The organism is Paenibacillus ottowii (genome assembly GCF_006874425.1).
Classification (GTDB): Bacteria; Bacillota; Bacilli; order Paenibacillales; family Paenibacillaceae; genus Paenibacillus; species Paenibacillus ottowii.
Genome location: NZ_VIJZ01000017.1, coordinates 44489 through 63907, shown reverse-complemented (window position 1 = coordinate 63907; position 19419 = coordinate 44489). Strand labels below are relative to the sequence as shown.

General features: G+C 46.7%; 17 protein-coding genes, 1 rRNA gene and 1 other RNA gene. 1 reads left to right on the top strand and 18 read right to left on the bottom strand.

The features are described from left to right. From FKV70_RS24610 to rpoE, 15 genes are all read right to left on the bottom strand, one after another. Positions 1–222 (bottom strand): 16S ribosomal RNA (locus FKV70_RS24610); the annotation flags it as partial. Positions 223–645: 423 nt separating this feature from the next. After that, the gene (locus FKV70_RS24605; RefSeq protein WP_142614861.1) at positions 646–921 is read right to left on the bottom strand and encodes a pro-sigmaK processing inhibitor BofA family protein; all 276 of its coding nucleotides are present in this window, start codon (positions 919–921) and stop codon (positions 646–648) included. Continuing rightward, positions 918–1229, bottom strand: a complete 312-nt coding sequence (locus FKV70_RS24600) for a DUF2508 family protein (protein ID WP_063212127.1) — start codon at positions 1227–1229, stop codon at positions 918–920. Before FKV70_RS24600 ends, FKV70_RS24605 begins: the two co-directional genes overlap by 4 nt. 213 nt (positions 1230–1442) lie before the next feature. Then, complete coding sequence (gene recR / locus FKV70_RS24595; protein ID WP_063212128.1) at positions 1443–2042, bottom strand: recombination mediator RecR; 600 nt, start codon at positions 2040–2042, stop codon at positions 1443–1445. A 27-nt stretch (positions 2043–2069) separates the two neighbouring features. Further along, positions 2070–2381 (bottom strand): YbaB/EbfC family nucleoid-associated protein, encoded by a 312-nt coding sequence (locus FKV70_RS24590; RefSeq protein WP_010346590.1) that lies wholly within the window; start codon positions 2379–2381, stop codon positions 2070–2072. A gap of 39 nt (positions 2382–2420) precedes the next feature. Continuing rightward, positions 2421–4169 (bottom strand): DNA polymerase III subunit gamma/tau, encoded by a 1749-nt coding sequence (gene dnaX, locus FKV70_RS24585; RefSeq protein ID WP_142614860.1) that lies wholly within the window; start codon positions 4167–4169, stop codon positions 2421–2423. A gap of 156 nt (positions 4170–4325) precedes the next feature. Beyond that, positions 4326–4592, bottom strand: an RNA gene (ffs, locus tag FKV70_RS24580) — signal recognition particle sRNA large type. Positions 4593–4704: 112 nt separating this feature from the next. Next, positions 4705–4902: a 50S ribosomal protein L31 gene (gene rpmE, locus FKV70_RS24575; protein WP_007428119.1), complete on the bottom strand. Its 198-nt coding sequence runs from the start codon at positions 4900–4902 to the stop codon at positions 4705–4707. A 155-nt stretch (positions 4903–5057) separates the two neighbouring features. Continuing rightward, positions 5058–6329 (bottom strand): radical SAM family protein, encoded by a 1272-nt coding sequence (locus tag FKV70_RS24570; protein WP_142614859.1) that lies wholly within the window; start codon positions 6327–6329, stop codon positions 5058–5060. A 96-nt stretch (positions 6330–6425) separates the two neighbouring features. Continuing rightward, the gene (gene rho, locus FKV70_RS24565) at positions 6426–7763 is read right to left on the bottom strand and encodes a transcription termination factor Rho (protein WP_063212131.1); all 1338 of its coding nucleotides are present in this window, start codon (positions 7761–7763) and stop codon (positions 6426–6428) included. Positions 7764–7987: 224 nt separating this feature from the next. Continuing rightward, entirely contained in the window at positions 7988–9241 is a 1254-nt protein-coding gene (locus FKV70_RS24560; RefSeq protein ID WP_063212132.1) for a UDP-N-acetylglucosamine 1-carboxyvinyltransferase, read from the bottom strand. 225 nt (positions 9242–9466) lie between these two features. Further along, positions 9467–10321, bottom strand: coding sequence for a class II fructose-1,6-bisphosphate aldolase (fba, locus tag FKV70_RS24555; RefSeq protein ID WP_063212133.1), 855 nt, complete (start codon positions 10319–10321; stop codon positions 9467–9469). Between the two features lie 249 nt (positions 10322–10570). Further along, on the bottom strand, positions 10571–10939 hold the full coding sequence (locus FKV70_RS24550) for a response regulator (protein ID WP_014599366.1): 369 nt from the start codon (positions 10937–10939) through the stop codon (positions 10571–10573). Positions 10940–11152: 213 nt separating this feature from the next. Continuing rightward, positions 11153–12754, bottom strand: coding sequence for a CTP synthase (locus tag FKV70_RS24545; protein ID WP_063212134.1), 1602 nt, complete (start codon positions 12752–12754; stop codon positions 11153–11155). Between the two features lie 402 nt (positions 12755–13156). After that, positions 13157–13705, bottom strand: coding sequence for a DNA-directed RNA polymerase subunit delta (gene rpoE / locus FKV70_RS24540; protein ID WP_063212135.1), 549 nt, complete (start codon positions 13703–13705; stop codon positions 13157–13159). 405 nt (positions 13706–14110) lie between these two features. Between rpoE and FKV70_RS24535 the strand changes: the two genes are divergently transcribed. Then, on the top strand, positions 14111–15271 hold the full coding sequence (locus FKV70_RS24535; protein ID WP_064795670.1) for a S8 family peptidase: 1161 nt from the start codon (positions 14111–14113) through the stop codon (positions 15269–15271). Between the two features lie 17 nt (positions 15272–15288). On the opposite strand, the gene FKV70_RS24530 is transcribed toward FKV70_RS24535, so the two are convergent. From FKV70_RS24530 to FKV70_RS24520, 3 genes are read right to left on the bottom strand one after another with little or no spacing between them, the layout of a single operon-like run. Then, positions 15289–16674 carry an MBL fold metallo-hydrolase gene (locus FKV70_RS24530; RefSeq protein ID WP_142614858.1) on the bottom strand — a complete coding sequence of 462 codons (1386 nt, stop codon included), beginning with the start codon at positions 16672–16674 and terminating at the stop codon, positions 15289–15291. Continuing rightward, a complete protein-coding gene (locus tag FKV70_RS24525; RefSeq protein ID WP_142614857.1) occupies positions 16671–18341 on the bottom strand; it encodes an ABC transporter permease in 1671 nt (556 codons plus the stop codon). The genes FKV70_RS24530 and FKV70_RS24525 overlap by 4 nt, the downstream gene beginning before the upstream one ends. 4 nt (positions 18342–18345) lie before the next feature. Next, positions 18346–19410, bottom strand: coding sequence for an ABC transporter substrate-binding protein (locus FKV70_RS24520; protein ID WP_142614856.1), 1065 nt, complete (start codon positions 19408–19410; stop codon positions 18346–18348). Between the last annotated feature and the right edge of the window lie 9 nt (positions 19411–19419).

Genomic DNA, 19419 nt, shown 5'->3' with positions numbered 1-19419 from the left:
TGCTCCGTCTTTCCTCCTTCTCCCATGCAGGAAAAGGATGTATCGGGTATTAGCTACCGTTTCCGGTAGTTATCCCTGTCTTGTGGGCAGGTTGCCTACGTGTTACTCACCCGTCCGCCGCTAGGTTGTTTAGAAGCAAGCTTCTAAACAACCCCGCTCGACTTGCATGTATTAGGCACGCCGCCAGCGTTCGTCCTGAGCCAGGATCAAACTCTCCATTAAAGACCAACCGAAGTTGGTTTACAGAAAGAGCGATTAGCTCATTTTGAAACTGACGAGATAAAATATCTCATGTTTGATTTTGCGAACAAAATCAGTTTACTCACTCGTTGTTCAGTTTTCAAAGATCAAACCTTTATTGTATCTCACTTTATCTCACCACCGCATCTCAGCGGCGACTTAATTAATATAACATACATCCGAGATTTAAGTCAACACTTTTTTTGAAATTATTTTTTAACTTCATTTGAGCATTGCTCTCACAAAAAAATCCCCGGGCTTCAAAGGCCGAGAATTAATGTATCATATTTTTGAATTCCTCGTCAACTATAATTTAAAAAATAAATCTCCACCGCATCCTACTCAACAAAACTTGCCTGTTTTGCACACTTCCTTTTCCCACAATAACTGCTACAATTATGTTTTTCATACGGCCTGTCCGAACAATATTATTTTTAGTCCCAGCAAAAGCGCAATCCCTGGCAAGCCTAATATCGTTACCGCTCCCATCGTCACCGGATTTATTGGAATGTACACCTGTGTAATCCACCCTGAATAATTGATAACATACAGCGCGATGGCTGCCAAAGCCATATGCGCTCCAAAGACTACAAACCAACCGATCCCCAGACGTTTTTTCAGGATTAGATACACCAGTAATCCAGCACAGGCAATCAAGACAAGCCAGACTGCCCCTCTCATTCCGCTCTCCTTTTATGAACCCGATCTGTGTCCGTTGCATACCCCGGTTCATCTGCTGGCAGGTGAAAACGATGTAAACCCTGCTGTTTTGCAATTTTTAAATGTATTTGATATTTACGCTCGGCAGCTTCCAGAACAAAAATGGCATAGTCGATCTCATCCTTACCCGTAGCTTCATGAAATAAACGATGCGCTCTCAACCATTCCGCATGCGAAGCCCGAATCTGTGCAAACAATTCCTGCCGATATTCCGCCTCTGATTTTCCATTCTCCTGACGACGGAAATTTTGTTTCATCCGTTCCCACATTCATTCATCCTCCTCACAAGCTGAATTATGTGTACAGTCTGCAAGACTACCCTATTCATACTTATTGAATAAAGGACAAACTTAGAACCAGGAACGACTATAAAGTTTTCTATTACTGCAAAATAAAAAAGGAGCCATAACGGCTCCCTAAGCGAGTCAAGGATGTCCCGAGGACATTGCAGACTCATAACCTATAACATGTAACTACACCTACTAATTGAGCTCTCTACGGCCTTCTAATGCTTTGGACAGGGTGACCTCGTCAGCATATTCCAAATCCCCGCCCACAGGCAAACCGTGAGCAATACGAGTAACCTTGATTTCAAATGGGCGCACTAGTCGGGAAATGTACATAGCCGTGGCCTCTCCTTCAATGTTCGGATTCGTAGCCAGGATCAACTCCTTGACGCGTTCGTCACTGAGCCTGTTCAGCAACTCCTTGAGTTTGATATCCTCAGGGCCAATTCCCTCCATTGGTGAGATTGCACCGTGAAGGACATGGTATAAACCATCAAACTCCTTGGTACGCTCCATAGCCACCAAATCCTTAGCATCCTGAACAACACAGATGACGGAAGCATCCCTCGTCTTATCCTGACAGATCCGACAAGGGTCCGTGTCCGTAATATTACCGCAGACTGAACAAAAGTGAAGATTGCGTTTTACATTGACCAGCGCTTTGGCAAAATCAATCACATCGTCTTCCTTCATTTTCAGTACGTGAAAAGCCAACCGGGCAGCTGTTTTTGGCCCTACTCCCGGTAGGCGCGTAAAAGCATCAATCAGCTTTGCAATCGGCTCGGGATAATGCAATCGCGTGTTTCTCCTTTGTGCGGCAGACTAGAACAAGCCCGGAATTTTCATACCACCTGTAAATTTACCCATATCATTATTAGCCAGTTCGTCCGCTTTGGACAAAGCATCATTGACTGCAGTAAGTACGAGATCTTGCAGCATTTCTACATCATCAGGATCTACAGCTTCCGGTTTGATCGTGATGGACAACACCTTTTTATGTCCATTTACCTCTACAGTTACCACACCGCCACCAGAAGAACCTTCGATTACCTTCTCACCAAGCTCCTCTTGAGCTTTCAGCATTTGTTCCTGCATTTTTTTCACTTGCTTCATCATTTGGTTCATATTGTTCATTTCAATCATCTCCTTTAATGAAGTATACATCTACATTAATTATTCTTTAATGACTACCAGGTCTTCCCCAAAAAGCTGAAGGGCTTCATCAATCCAGGGCTCCTTGGACTTTCCCGGCGCATCATGCTCCGGCTCCAGTTGCAGTTCTTCGGCAGGCTGGTCGGAAACTCCTTCAATCGCAGCATTCCAATCCTTTTGCATCATTGTAACCAAACGATAAGGATGGCCCAACTGCTCCTGTAAAACCTTCTCGATAACCTGCTTATTAGCAGGCTTTTCGGTAGTTTCACGATGAATGTTGTTCTTAAATGCGACCAGCACACTGTCCTCTAACACAGAAACTGGCTCACCATCCATAAACCAGGCATGAACCGTAACTTTCGTCTCTTTTACTCCTTGCAAAATCTGACTCCACTTACGCCCCACTGCTGCGAATGCTTCGCTCGACTTTTCAGCGATATAGCGATCCAACTGAGGAGGAAGTTTGGCTGGCGCTGAAAGACGCGGAGCAGGGGCACGACTACCTACCTGACGACCACCAGAAGGTGCCTCCTGGCCCACTCCAGCAGCCAAGCCACCTTGCATCGCACGCTCCAGCTTCTTCTCCAGCTCAGCAAGCTGGCGCTTTAGCATGGCCACATCTTCCTGACCAGCCGCAGCCCCAGAGCGCTGCGCAGTCGGCTGAACAGTAGTTCCTGCCTCCCCCGGAATGCTGCATAACTTTAATAGAGCTACTTCAAATAAAGTCTGGGGCTGAACAGCATATTTCATCTCGCTCTGATAACGGTTCAGGGTATCAATCATGGCAAAGAGCTGCTCCTTGGTAAAAGCATCTGCCACTTCCTTAAACCGCTCTGGATTCAGCACCCGCTCGGTCATTTTGGTCGCCTGCGGCACCATCTTAATCATTAGCAGGTCTCGGAAATAGTACAGAAGATTCTCCATACACTTATCCGCACTTTTACCTTCCTGCATAAAGTTCTCGATCAATTGGAGCACTGTGCCCACATCTTCTTTCAGTAATGCCAAAGCTAACTTGCCGAATTGCTCGGATGCGATTCCGCCCGTCATATTCAGCACCTGCTGATACGTAACCCGACCATCAGTAAACGAAGAAATCTGATCCAAGACGCTAACCGCATCTCGCATCCCGCCATCTGAGAGACGTGCAATATATTGCAGCGCATCTAAATCAGCCTGAATGTTCTCCTGCTGGCATATAAGGTTAAGCCGCTCTGTCTGCTCTTCCAGCGATACACGCCGGAAATCAAAACGCTGGCAACGCGAAATAATTGTCGCGGGAATCCGATGTGGCTCCGTCGTAGCCAATATGAACATTACGTGTGGCGGCGGTTCCTCCAGTGTCTTGAGTAGGGCATTGAACGCTTCCGTCGTCAACATGTGCACTTCATCAATGATATAAACCTTGTGCCGCACTTCTGTGGGCGCATATTTGACTTTATCGCGCAAATCACGAATCTCTTCAACGCCCCGGTTAGAGGCTGCATCAATCTCCTGTACATCCATGACCGCTCCAGCCGTGATCCGTTTACAGGCCTCGCATTCGTTGCAAGGTTCCGGCGCAGGTCCATGCTCACAGTTGATTGCCTTGGCCAAAATTTTGGCCGCGCTGGTCTTACCCGTTCCTCGCGGACCACTGAACAGATAAGCATGGGACGTGCGATTTTCGCGGATGGCATTCTGCAATGTCTGGATAATATGCTGTTGTCCTACCATGTCCTTGAAAGCCTGCGGCCGCCAAGCACGGTACAACGCTATATGTTCCAATGCGCGTTCCCTCTTTCCCATTCACTTTCATGACCATTTAGGGTCACTTCATTATACTATACTCCCGTCCGAATCTAAACCAGACACATTTCAATTTATAAGCACAAAAAAACATCTTCGCACAATCGCCAAGATGTTCTAATTCTTTATATAATACCGTGCACCTGTTATTGATCGTTGTGATCCGAGCGGCAACCCTGAACAACAACTCGGGCTAGGCGACCCTCCGGCACAAGAGTGGGCTTGCTTATGGCTGCTTCCTTCCGGACCTGACCAGGTTCACAAGTACTCATTGCGGAGGACCCAACCGTCAACATTGTGCGCAGGGACCAGCCTCACATCAACAACACCTCTAACAGGAATTCAACCTCGCTATAGCGGATTGCGAGCTACAGGGCACCGCTACCTCCCCATCTAGCACGGTGAAAATAAGTATATCTCATGGTTGCATAAAATGCAAATAGCAAATAACGACAAAAAGAGCCTCCTGCAATTGCAGAAGGCTCTAACAACTTTATAGCTTGACGGCAATTTATTACATACCGTATTTCTTTTTGAAACGATCCACACGTCCACCAGCATCAATAAACTTCTGCTTACCTGTGAAGAACGGGTGGCAAGCGGAACAAATCTCCACACGCAGAGATTCTTTTACAGAACCAGTTTCAAACGTATTCCCGCAAGCGCAAGTAACATTAGTTACGTTAAACTTCGGTTGAATAGCCTGTTGCATTAACTTTCACCTCTTTCCGCCCTGAACGTCCTATCAGTCCAGAGTTGTATGAACACATGTTCAAATTATAGCACTTGAATATAAGTGTTTCAACATCTTTTTAGCATACCAAAACAGTGTAAAATCGGTGTGTCTCAAGTAGCTGTCGACCTTAATTAGGCCTTGGCAAGTTTGGGACGTGCCAGCCCTTGCGGTGGCACATGAGTGTAGGAACCGATCACCACATCCGGCAGTTCCTCACGATAAATCTCAAGCATTTGCTTCATGCCAAGAATCTCCCCTTGAGCTGGCGGAATCAACTCCAGATAGCTTTCAGGATCAATATTCAAATTGCGCATTTGAATCAGCTTGAGCTTAGTGCGTTTGGCAAATTCAATCATTGCCTCAATTTCTTCCTCCCGGTCAGTTACACCCGGAAAAATCAAATAGTTAATTGACGTATACACTCCCTGCTCGGATGCATAACGGAGTGACTTTTCTACATTAGCCAGCGTGTAACCGCGTGGCTTGTAATATGCATTGTAATGGTCGTCCAATGCACTAATTGTACTTACTCGCATGAGATCAAGACCCGCATCCACAATTCCCCGGATATGATCACTCAATCCTGCATTGGTGTTGATATTAATGTACCCCATATCTGTAACGGAACGAACTTCTTTGATCGCATCAATTATCAGTTTGGCCTGAGTGGAAGGCTCACCTTCACAACCTTGCCCAAAACTGATGATAGACTCAGGTGTCTTCAAATGTTCCAACATGACTTCTACAATCTCTTCCACGCGGGGACGGAAGTTCATTCTTGTCTGCGGAGATACAAAACCACTATCATCCGGCTGTTCAGATATACAGCCAAAGCAGCCCGCATTACAAGAATAAGATACCGGAACTCCCCCTTCCCAACGATTCAGGAACGTATTCGAAGAAGTAAGACATTCATAGCCCAGCGCACAGTTAGACAAATGCTGATACAGCCTATTTTCGGGATACTGCTCCGTCATCCGCTGAACTCCCAATTTGACTTGATTGCGGTCACAGTTTTCGGGATTCCATTTGGATGGACTGTCACTCTGCTCTGCCGTTACATAAAATGCCCCGTCTTTCCAGACAACGGCCGAATAACCGAACAAGGGGAGTTTATACTCCTTATCCGTCTTCACATAACCCGGGAGGCAAAGTCGTGTAAAACCTTGCGGCAACAAAGCTCCTACTGCCTGCATATCTCCCGGAAGAGAGACCATTTCCCCAGTTTCAGGGTTCATACCGACCGGGCGGGTGTTGGGCAGGCTTACTAGTGTGGCTCCTTCCGGCAACGGAATAAGCTCATCCTCCATGATTTCAACAATCATGTCTGCACTACGGGCAAGCCCATACAAAGAAGCATGGTCATATACATTGCCTTTTTCGTCGGCATACACCAAATACATTATGGAGCTCCTTTCGTTCCATCAAGCACACTATTAGCCAAATAAATGGTAACGGCTGTGTACTTACAGAACAGATAAAATACAAATAGATGGGTTTTAGTTGGTTGTGGCTGGAACTGACGCTGTGGTAGAACGCGTAGTTCTTCGTTGTTGGCCACCAGAATTACCTTGAGAGCCGCTGGAAGAAGAAGCCGTCAAATCAAACGAAGCTAAAAACTCAGCGTTATTTTTGCTGTTACGGAGCTTTTTGAGGAAGCCTTCCACAAAGTCATGGCTTTCCGTCATATTTTTGCGAATAGCCCAGATCGTATCTAATTCTTCCTTGTTCAACAGCACTTCCTCACGACGTGTACCGGAACGACGGATATCAATTGCAGGAAAGATACGACGTTCTGCCAATTTCCGGTCCAAATGCAGCTCCATATTACCTGTGCCTTTGAACTCTTCATAGATGATATCGTCCATACGAGAACCTGTATCAATCAGGGCTGTAGCAAGAATCGTCAAGCTACCGCCTTCCTCCACATTTCGAGCCGCGCCAAAAAAGCGTTTTGGACGGTGAAATGCCGCGGGATCAATACCCCCACTCAAAGTACGACCAGAAGGAGGAATAACGAGATTGTAGGCACGAGCCAACCGTGTGATGCTATCCAGCAGGATAACGACATCCTTTTTATGTTCTACGAGACGCAGTGCACGCTCCAACACCAATTCTGCCACTTTGATGTGATTTTCAGGAAGTTCATCAAATGTAGAGGCCACAACTTCACCTTTGACAGAACGCTGCATATCAGTCACTTCTTCTGGGCGTTCATCAATCAACAAGACAAATAGCTCAATCTCGGGATTGTTGGTTGAAATGCTATTGGCAATTTCTTTGAGGAGAAGCGTCTTCCCAGCTTTGGGAGGTGCCACAATAAGTCCGCGCTGTCCAAGTCCGACAGGGGCCAGTACATCCATAATTCTCGTAGACAAATGGTTGGGGGAAGTTTCAAGGACTAATTTGGTTTGCGGATACAGTGGAGTCAGTGCAGGAAAATGTAGCCGCTCAGCAGCTTGCTCAGGACTTCTTCCATTGACGGCGTTAACTTGAAGCAATCCAAAATATCGTTCATTTTCTTTTGGCGTTCGGCATTTACCGGAAACGAGATCGCCTGTTCTCAAGTCAAACTTGCGGATTTGCGAAGCAGAGATGTAAATATCTTCGGTACTCGGGAGATAATTGATCGGCCTCAGAAAGCCGTAACCTTCAGGAAGTATTTCCAGAACCCCCTGCATAAACATTAATCCGCTCTTCTCAGCTTGTGCGCGCAGAATGGCGAAAATTAATTCTTTCTTCTTGAGCGTTCCGTAGTACGGGATCTGGTATTGCTTGGCCAGCTTGTACAGGTCGGTCAGCTTCATTTCTTCCAGATCGGAAATTTGCAGATCCATATAATAACCACCTATTCAATTATTAAGTCCATTCATACATCTAAATGATAGACAATGATATCATAAACATCATCAACATAATTTTAACCAAAACAAATAAAGTTATGCAGCCATCTGCCTGGATTATACCGAAATATTCCGATTTTTCGGTTTTCCGATTAAAGATTGTTAAGTATGAACCAAATCTTAAATCAAGCTGTGGCTGCATAGGTGTACTTGTTCTATTACTCAGTCTGCCGCCATACATCTGCGCCCAAATGACGCAGGTTGGAGACGAGATGATCATAACCACGGTCAATGTACTCGACACCCGTAACCTCGGTCACCCCTTCGCTAACAGTAAGCCCAGCAATGACGAGGGCCGCTCCGGCGCGCAAATCTGCCGCTTTTACTTTAGCCGCATTCAGTTGACCACCTTCAATAATGGCAGACCGACCTTCTACGCGAATTTTAGCTCCCATTCGTACCAGTTCAGGGACGTGCTTAAAACGATTGCTGTACACAAAATCGCTCAACACACTGACACCCTGAGCCTGGGTCAGCAAGCTGGTCATAGGAGATTGTAAATCCGTGGCGAAGCCGGGGTATACCAAGGCTTTAACGTCGACATGCCCATAGGAAGGTGCACCCAGTACGCGGATACTTTCATCATATTCCTCGATACCGATGCCCATTTCTTGCATTTTGGCAGTGAGCGCCTCCATATGTTTGGGGATTACATTGTCAATCAATACATTTCCACGGGTTGCCGCAGCAGCAATCATATATGTGCCTGCTTGTATACGGTCAGGTATGATGGAATGACGACAGCCATGCAGCTCCGACACACCTTCAATACGAATCGTCTCCGTACCAGCGCCTTTAATAATCGCCCCCATGGAGTTTAACAAAGTTGCTACATCTATAATCTCAGGCTCTTTAGCCGCATTTTCGATAGTTGTGGCGCCTTTGGCACGTGCGGCCGCCAGCATAATATTAATGGTTGCTCCTACGCTACTGACATCCAAATAGATCTTGGTGCCGCGCAGTTCTTTGGCATGCAAATGAATAGCACCGTGCTCGTTCGTAACTGTGGCACCTAGCGCTTCAAAACCTTTGATATGCTGATCAATGGGCCGGGGTTCAAAATTACATCCTCCTGGCAAACCGATGATCGCTTCCTTGAATCTGCCCAGCATGGCCCCCATCATATAATAAGAGGCTCGTAACTTCTTAACAGGTCCATTCGGCATAGGAATGGATTTAATGGAGGCAGGGTCTATCTTCATCTGGCTACCTTCCCAAGTAACCTTTGCGCCAAGCTCCTCCAATATTTCGGAATACACCGCCACATCACTGAGCAGCGGCAAATTATCCAGAATGACTTCCGACTCTGCCAGAATGGCTGCGGGAATCAAGGCGATGGCACTGTTTTTGGCACCGCTGATGGAAACTGTACCCTGAAGCGGCCGTCCACCGGTGATCATCAATTTTTCCATAAGCTTGAGGGTCCCCCTACGTGTTTTGCAGTCGGTCAAACAATAAACTGAAACCATACACTTTCAACTTTTTTAGTGGTGAAAATGGAAAGACACCGGCTAAGCGGTGTGCTTTCCATATCAAACTATTCAACTGTAAAGATTTAAGTAGTTTTGTGCAGCATAAAGACAGCTATAACAAAAATACAATCAGTCTATGCAAACGCACGACCAGTTATAACATTATTACGCTTTGTTGTTGGAACCGAACTCACGGATTTTACCGATAACTGTTTGTTTGATTGCTTCACGACCTGGTTGGATGAATGTACGTGGATCGTAAGCATCTGGTTTAGCAGCAAGCACTTCACGAACTACTTTCGCAAATGCGATTTGGTTTTCAGTGTTTACATTGATTTTGGAAGTACCCAAGGAAATAGATTTTTTGATGTCATGTGTAGGGATACCTGTTCCGCCATGAAGAACGAGTGGCAATTTCACAGCATCGCGAATTTCTTCCATTTCTTTAAAGCCCAGGTTTGGCTCGCCTTTGTATGGTCCATGAACAGAACCCAGTGCAGGTGCCAGTGTATCGATACCTGTTTCTTTAACGATACGTACACAATCGTCCAGCTTAGCGTACATTACGTCACCAACAACATCATCTTCTTGACCGCCAACCATTCCAACTTCAGCTTCAACGGAAACTCCTTTGGAATGAGCATATTCAACAACTTTCTTTGTTGTTTCGATGTTTTTCTCGATTGGGCTGTGGGAATCGTCAATCATAACGGATGTGAAACCAGCGTCGATCGCTTCTTTACATTTTTCAAAGCTGGAACCGTGGTCCAGGTGAATTGCAACTGGAACCGTAATTTTCATGTCATGAATAAGACCTTCTACCATTTTAACAACAGTGTAGAATCCGCCCATGTGACGTGCTGCGCCTTCGGAAACACCCAGAATTACTGGGGATTTTTCTTCTTCAGCAGCGCCCAAGATAGCTTGAGTCCACTCCAGGTTATTGATGTTGTACTGACCTACTGCATATTTTCCTTCGAGTGCTTTGTTCAACATGTCTTTCATAGATACCAATGGCATGGTTACAGTCCTCCTAAAGGTGTTTGGGTTTGTCTATATTTTTTAGCCGACATCACATACGGGCTTATTATACCACAACCCATGTTAAATACTAAACAAGCTTTTGCATATCAACACATACAAAAATCACGTCCAGGACACCGTTTTTCCTTAGAATTACATAAGGAGAGGATTTACTTTCAGTATTTCCCATAATCACAAACAAAAAACCCTGTTTCAATAACAGAGTTATCGACCCAAATGACTTACCTAGTCACCTCTGAGTTGTTTGTTCACGGCAATCCGCATTTCATCAATATCAAAGGGCTTGGTAAAATGCATAAGTGCACCTAGCTCCGTCGCCTCTTTAATCATGTCCAGTTCTCCATATGCTGTCATCATAATGACCTTGATGTCGGGATTCATGCTTTTTAGATGCTTCAGAATTTCGAGTCCGTCCATTCCTGGAATTTTCATATCGAGTAGAACCAGATCGGGTGGTTCCTTCTCAACAATTTCAAGAGCAATTTTTCCGTTCGCCGCCTGAAAGGTCTCATAACCCTCACTTCCGAACACTTCCATCAGTAAAATCCGTATTCCATTCTGGTCATCGACGATTAATACTTTTTTCTTTTCCAATGTTTTAACCTCCTAAGATCTTAAAACGAGGATCATGCAGCTATTGCCATAACAGCGTCCGATGACGTACAATATCCGTCCCATACCTAAAATTATATTCGCTCCTGCAAAAAGAAAATCCTTCTCTTATACATAATTGTGGAATATTCTTTCATAATCAAGAAGCATGGGATAAAAAAAGACCTCCCAGAGGAGGTCTTTGAGGCTATAGCATTAACCTTGAAGCTGCAATGCAGCCTTTACAAATTCACGGAACAAAGGCTGTGGACGATTCGGACGGGAGGTAAATTCCGGATGGAATTGTACCGCTAGGAACCATGGATGCTCGGGAAGTTCCACAATTTCTACCAAACGTCCATCTGGTGAAGTACCGGAAATGCGAAGACCTGCTTTTTCAATAGCTTCACGATATTCGTTATTGAATTCGTACCGATGACGATGTCTCTCATACACCAGTTCGTCGTTGTAGCAAGCAGCTGCCAGGGAACCTTCCACCAGCTTACATGGATACAGGCCAAGACGCATAGTACCGCCCAAATCTTCGATGTCTTTTTGATCAGGAAGCAAGTCAATGACAGGATAATCGGTAGCCGGGTTGATTTCCGAGCTGTTAGCTCCTTCGAGACCAGCCAGGGAACGGGCAACCTCAATAACAGATACCTGCATGCCGAGGCAAATACCGAAAAACGGAATTTTTTGCTCCCGCGCATAACGAATAGTGCTGATTTTACCCTCAATTCCGCGATCGCCGAAGCCACCTGGTACGAGAATACCGCCAATGCCGCTCAGCATGTCAGCTACGTTCTCGTCCGTTACTTCTTCAGCGTTCACCCAACGGATTTTTACGTCCGCATTTGCATCAAATCCTGCGTGGGAAAGTGACTCGACAACACTTAAGTACGCATCGTGCAGCGCAACATATTTACCAACAATAGCAATCTCAACTGTCTTGTCCAACTTGCTGATTCGATCAACGAGACCTTCCCATTCAGTCATATCTGGTGCAGGTGTTGTCAGCTTCAGATGATTAACTACGATTTCGTCCAAACCTTCTTCACGCAGGTTCAACGGAACTTCATAAAGAGTAGAAGCATCGCGGCATTCTACCACTGCATTCGCATCAATATCGCAGAACAAGGCAATTTTAGCCTTCATGTCGGAGGACAATTCATGCTCTGTACGGCAAACAATAACATTCGGTTGAATGCCGATGCTGCGCAATTCTTTTACACTGTGCTGAGTTGGTTTGGTTTTAACCTCACCAGCAGCTTTAATATAAGGGATGAGCGTTACGTGAATGTACATCACATTCTCGCGTCCAACTTCACTTTTAAGCTGGCGAATGGCTTCCAAAAATGGCAAGCTTTCAATATCGCCTACAGTACCGCCGATTTCCGTAATAATGACATCCGAACCTGCTTCACGGCCTGCACGGTACACGCGCTCCTTGATTTCGTTCGTAATATGAGGGATAACCTGTACTGTACCTCCCAAATATTCTCCGCGGCGCTCTTTGCTGATCACACTGGAATATACCTTGCCTGTTGTGACATTGCTGTTCTTGGACAGATTAATATCAATAAAGCGCTCATAGTGTCCCAAGTCAAGATCCGTTTCCGCACCATCATCCGTTACAAACACTTCACCATGCTGGTAAGGACTCATAGTACCCGGATCGACATTCAGGTAAGGATCAAATTTTTGAATCGTTACCTTCAGTCCCCTGTTCTTCAAAAGCCTCCCCAGTGAAGCTGCCGTAATCCCTTTGCCCAAGGAAGACACAACCCCGCCTGTCACAAAAATATACTTCGTCACTGTTCAAAACCCTCCTAGATAAGATGCAAAATTCAGGCGACATTATGATGTTATCGTAACCCGTTTGCACGGATTATCATCCATGAAGAAGGCAGCGGTTATATTTTCCTAATCCGCCGCCCTTAGCCCTCTTTCATGAGTGAAAACACCCCTATAAAAAACAAAAAAGCACTCCCGTAGTACGGGGCACTTTTATACAAAAAAACAAACATATAAGTGAATCAATCATAAGCCCAAGCAATAGTTTACCCCGTGTCCAATCCGCTGTCAAGGAAGTTATCTGTGTTAATTTGCCCATTGAACCAGATTGGAATAAATCTATCTGAAAGCTATAAATCAGCAGGGGTTCCAAGAAAACGGTCATGAAAAAGGGGAGAGTGTATCTCCCCTTGCAGCCTGTTCTTAACGAAGTGAATCGTCGTCGTCATCTATCGATTCATCGTCATTTTCATCATCTGTATCTTCCTCATCACTGAGGTCTTCATCGTCAATCACAACATCGTCGTCACTATCATCATCTTCTCCGTCGAACAGCTCGTCCTCGCCATCCTCGTCTTCGCTATCTGCATCGAAGTCGTCATCGGAGTTGTATGTTTCTTCTTCCTCATGATAGTCATCTTCGTCGTCATCGTCGTCATCGTTAATAATACGAGGACGCTTGGCACCCGTCAGGGCATCTTCGGATTTATCTACCGGATACCAACGTTTCAAGCCCCACAGATTCGTACCGACACAGGCAAAACGCCCGTCAATGTTGATTTCAGTATATAGCTGAGCAATAACGTCATTAATTTCTTCGTTGGACAAGCCGCGCAATTTGGCGACTTCATTCATCAGGTCACGGTAATAATATGGAGTATTGGCTGCTTTCAATACCATAAATGCCAAATCCACCATTGGAGTCTCATGGACTTTCTCCGGGTCAATCTTCAAGTTGAGTGGTGTACTCACCTAGGGACACTTCCTCTCACACGTAATTCACAAGAACATGTTTCAGAGCATACACGATACATGCAATACTAACATATCCATTATCAAAACTAAGTAAAACCTATTTGGAAGCAAATTGCAAGTTAAACATGGGTATCGTCATAATTTCCAGGAATCCCCCTGCACAAGACGGCACACGTAAAAAAAGACGGGGTTCCCCCCGCCTTCGACTGTACCCGCTCCGGGAGAGGCCTCCCAAAGTTGTTGCACAAGAGCTTATGCTCTCCATGTATCGTATGTGTCCACCGCTACTTTGACACGACAAGCAGGCCTATTTCCATAAAAAAGGGGCAAGTTCCCCATGCCGCAGCTGACGCTTGCTCATACAATACCTCAGCATGGCTCATCGGAGGGGGACCGTCTCAAATGGACTATCCGGATTTTTTGCAGCGTTTGCATGAGGGTATTTCGGAGCCGTCCGGCAGTGGACGGAACAAACAGATTATCACGTTCGATAAGCCTCACCAATACCGAGAATGCCTGTCCTATCTCAAAAAGCTGAAACCTGAGCTAGCTGGATTACGACAAGTGCAACCGGCTCGGCTAATCCGTGCTCTCATCGCTCCGCTTTCAGGGGGAGACAGGCTGGGTAAATATCACCACGGTGTTACCGTTGAAGAAGATACTCGCATTAAGGTTCATGCAGAAACGGCATATATACCGAAAGCAGAGAAAAGTCTTTCCATGCCATGGGGAGTCAAACAGGTACGTGCATACAAGGCTTGGCCTTCCTCGACAGGGAATCGGGTCAGAATCGGTGTAATCGACACAGGGGCAGATTTTCATCATCCTGATCTTCGCTATTCCCTTGCCAGAGGTATCAATTTGTTGAACCGGACCATGTTACCCTATGACGATAATGGTCACGGTACTCATATTGCTGGAACTATCGCAGCATCCAATTATGACGAAGGTATGGTTGGCGTAGCACCCCGGGCTTTAATTCATCCTGTAAAAGCATTCGATCATAATGGAGCCGCCTATGTCTCTGACATTATTCTTGGTATCGACTGGTGTGTATTAAATCGTGTCGATATCATTAATATGAGCTTTGGTATGAAGTCGCGCAGCAAGGCACTGCTTGATATGGTGAATAAAGCATATCATAACGGCATTGTAATCGTAGCTTCCTCGGGAAATGAGGGCAAGCGTCGAAGCATTGACTATCCAGCCCGCTACTCCCAGACGATATCAGTCGGAGCTACCGACAAATACAGACGTATCGCACCTTTCAGCAATCGGGGGCAATTCGTAGACGTGTATGCACCTGGCGAGAAGATCAGATCGTCGTGGATCCATGGAAAGCATCATGAAATGAGCGGCACCTCTATGGCTACTTCCCATGTGACCGGGAGTATCGCACTCCTCCTTTCACTGAGACCGGAACTGGAGCCTGGGGAAATTAAAGCGCTGCTTAAGCGCACCGCCACACCACTACGCCTTCGCAAAAGTGCCGGACGCAGTTCCATCTCCACCAAGCTTGGAGAAGTGGATGCCTTCCGATTGATGCAGGAGGGCACAAAGTGAATCACCATCTGATGATACTAAACCTCTATCGTTGCGCCTGGCTCCAAAGAATGAACTTCTCTGGCAGGACCTCCATGTCCATGATTTCCTTCTCTTATTAACTCATCTCGTACAAGGTCGGTTTGCAGTTTTGGTGCATGAACGAGTACAACCTGTTTGCTGGGCACATTCTTCAACATCTGCCTCACATCCGATAATCCCTGATGCACCTTGTAGATTAAATGCCGAGCGATACAGATGTCATTGGAGTCCGTACATTCCAATAGATGCTTTCCAAAAGAGCCATTCGAGGCATGCCCAGTCAATATCACACTGTTCCTAATGTTTTTTTCGCTATCCATCTCGTTCAACATGTTGCGGATATTCGACAGATATTGATAATACCAACGCGCCTGCGGGGAATCCATCATGCCATCTCTTGTTACGATTATAGTAGCCGTGTTCTGTTCCAGCAGACTTACTCGTTCAGCTGCATCACGAGGCACAAACACCCTGCTACTATTTAACACATGTAATATTCGTGCGAGAGCTTCCGGTCGCAGCCACTCTTTCCAGCGAATTAACTGTTTTAACCCTTGCCATAGGTCAGGCTCTATAATTATTGTGTGCTCGGGAAATTGCTCACTGGCCCACACGGTCAGCTCCTGTCCTCTGCCAAAAGCAGGCACCGGCAACAACACATGACCACCAGACAATAGTATCTGCTCCATCTCGACCCTCAGCCGCTCCAGTTTAACAGGCTGCGGGTCTATATCCATGCCATAGGCATTGTCCATGATGGATATGTCCACTAGAGTGGATTCAGGCTTGCATTCAGGAAGGATACCTATGCCCTCCTCCGTATACAAGTCTGGTGCATCGGCAGCAAGAAGCTCAGATTCACGGCTGTAGTCTCCAGAAAAGAACAATCGCTTCCCTTCTATTTCTACGGTATACCACACTGCACCAGCCAGATGTCCACTGCGTCCCCACAGGATTCTCACACCCGGACAAGCTTCATACCACACTCCTGACGGCGCTTCGTCTTCCAGATAGCGATAGGTAATGGATTGTATATCCTGTTCGCTGTACGGCAATTGGCTGCCTCTCGATTCAACAAAAGTACGCCACGAGCGAAAATAGGAGCCTAACTGCTCAGCGGTAGCCTTGGTCGTCCAGACCTCCCCCCGATATCCATACTTGTACAGTAAGGGGAGCGCCATGGAATGATCCTCATGTGCATGAGACAGCAATACAGTAGTTAGTCCCTTCGCCATCTGCGGTGGAAAAACCGGATACTGCCCCGTTCCTTCCTTTTTCACGCCACAGTCCAGCATGATACGATGCTGCTTTCCTTCAAAAACATAACAGGAGCGGCCATGTTCGCCCGCTCCGCCCCAAATTCTAAGCTTGGTCATCATCATTTCCACTTTCTTCGCGAGTTTAAGCTTTCCATTAAGATCAGCAGCAACGTGGTCAACCCAACCGATATAACAGCCATTGCCATACCGAGTGATACCTGTCCCTGCTCGAACTGGGCAAATATATAGGTTGCAGACGTCTGGACGGATGGCGGTAAAATCAGCAATGATCCTACCAGTTCCCGTGAAGCGATGGTAAAGGTCATCATCCAACCAGCGAGCATCCCCGGTACAATCAGCGGTAGTATAATCCGGCGGAATATGTAAGACGGACGCCCGCCAAATACCTGCCCCGCCTGAAAAAGAGTATGATCTACCTGTGTAAAGGCGCTTTTGACATACTGAACCGTGTAAGGGATAAACAAAATAACATACGTCAAAACGACCATGCCGTATGTGTTATACAACGGAATCGGCATCCACGGCGAGTTCCACCACAAGATCAGGCCAACCACCATAACAATTCCCGGCACAGTATTCGGAAGCAAGCTGAATGCATCAACAGTCCGTTGGATTGTCGTGTGTGAGCTACCGATGACAAGCGCAAACCATGTGCCCAGCACCACAGCCAGCGTCGATGCACCCAAAGAGAGGAATACGCTGTTCAGCAGTGCCTCCATACTCTCTGAACCCCACGACAGCAGTTCCTTATAATAGCCGAGTGTAAGGTTATTCCATGCCAATCCAACTCCCCGCAGCTTCATGGTGGAGGCCGCGACAATTGAAAAGTAAGGGATACCAATAGCCGCAATGAGCAGCAATAGGATGAATGTGACACTCAGTCCTGTAGTCCAGCTGGATACACGCAGACGGGAAGACCGCGAACCTTTACCCCCTACCAGTCTGTATGTGAACTTTCGGTTGATCACCGATTGCACGTACCACATAAGCAGACAGGCCGTTAACAACACCGAGGCCATGGACGTCGCTTTGCCAAAATCAATAGGCCAGCTGGAAATATATTTGTGAATTTCAGAAGTCATGACCTCATACCCGATACGTCGCCCAAAGGTAGCAGGTGTACCGAACTCGGCAATCGTTTTAACGAAAATAAGCAACGCGCCCATTCCGTATGCCGATAGCAGCAAGGGTAAAATGATTCGACGGAACCTGTACAGAAAGCCTCCGCCCATGACGGCCCCCGCCTCTTCCAGACTGCCGCCAATCCTCACCAGCGCTCCGCGCAGCAGCAGATATAGGAATGGAAACAGATGCAGACTCATGATCATCACCATGCCACCCAGGCTGAAAAAGGCAGATGTTAAGAAGCGCAGGTCCGGGAACAACTGCTCCAGATACCCGTTTTTTTGCATAAACAGAATCCATCCCATGGACCCAATATAGGGCGGGGTCATAAACGGAATCAGCAGCACGACATCCAACCAGCGCCAATGTGCGAGTCGGGTGTTGGACATGATCCAGGCTAGTGGAAGTGCAAGGATGGTCGTTCCTGCGATCACACAGATGCCTAGCCAAATCGAGTCGAATAGCACTCCTACAAATTGAGAAGCAGCTAACGTTCGAAAAGGCGCCGCCCATTGAATTTTCTCCTCAACATAGACACTTTGGATGAAGATTTGCAGCAATGGCAGCAAAATGAGGAAAAGAAGCGCGATCAGAGCAAGTGCCACAGACCAGCCCCTGATGTGTTTAACAGACAAACTTCCCATCGGCTTATTTGAACATTTGCGTGAACTTCTCCGTCACGTCTGAACCATGCTCGCCCATCCATTCCCAATTGGTTTTCAGCAATGGGATTTCGTCCAGGTTGGCACGATTGTCAGCTTTGATATCCGTACGTCCAGGGAGTAGGGAGGCATCTGCTACTAGTTTTTGTGCCTCGTCTGACAACAGATAATCAATGAATGCCTTGGCATTTTGCTCATGTTGTGTGGACTTGAGAATGGCAGCAGGACGTGGGCTTATGACCGTTCCCTCTGTCGGATAGACGATGTCAATCGGCTCGCCTTTGGCTTTAGCCTTGTAAGTCATGTAATCGACCGCAGCGACGACTACTCCTTTAGCTCCGGTAATCACGGGGTCTAGTGCTTCCTGATTGGCACCAGCCATGGTCACACCATTAGCCTTGTACTGCTCGAACAACGTCCAGCCTCCATCGCCCTTAGCACTTAGATAGCCTGTCATAAAATCCAAGGCCGAGCCAGACAGCGATGGGTCGGGGATGTTAACCTGATCCTTGTACTCAGGTTTCGCCAAGTCGGCCCAAGAAGTAGGCGGGAATTTCACCAGTTTCGTGTTATAAGCAATACATAGAGCAGAGGCACCGGTACTGAAATAGTTACCTTCCTTATCAGACCAGTCCGGGTTTAGCTTGTCCGCATTTTTGGCATCCGGATAGGGGAGCGTGAGTCCTTCCTTTTTCAAGCCCTGTACAGACGGAAGCGATGCCAGCACAACCACGTCTGCTACTGGATTCGTCTTCTCCGCTTCCATGCGGGCTAAAATCTTACCTGTCGTTCCCTGAAATAACTCTACCTTAACTCCACTCTGTGCCTCATACCCGGCCACCAGCTTTTTTGCCAAGCCATCCGGACCTGCGCTGTAAACAACCAGCTTCTGATCAGCGGACGCCGCTGGTGTTGCTGTCCCATCTGCTCGCGTGCCATCCTTCGCTGTCGTAGCGGTTCCGCAACCTGCCACAGCCAACCCAAAAGTCAATGTTAAAGCAAGCATAGCCCCTTTTTTCCATCCTGCACGAAAACCACTTCTATTCATCATCTTCTGTAT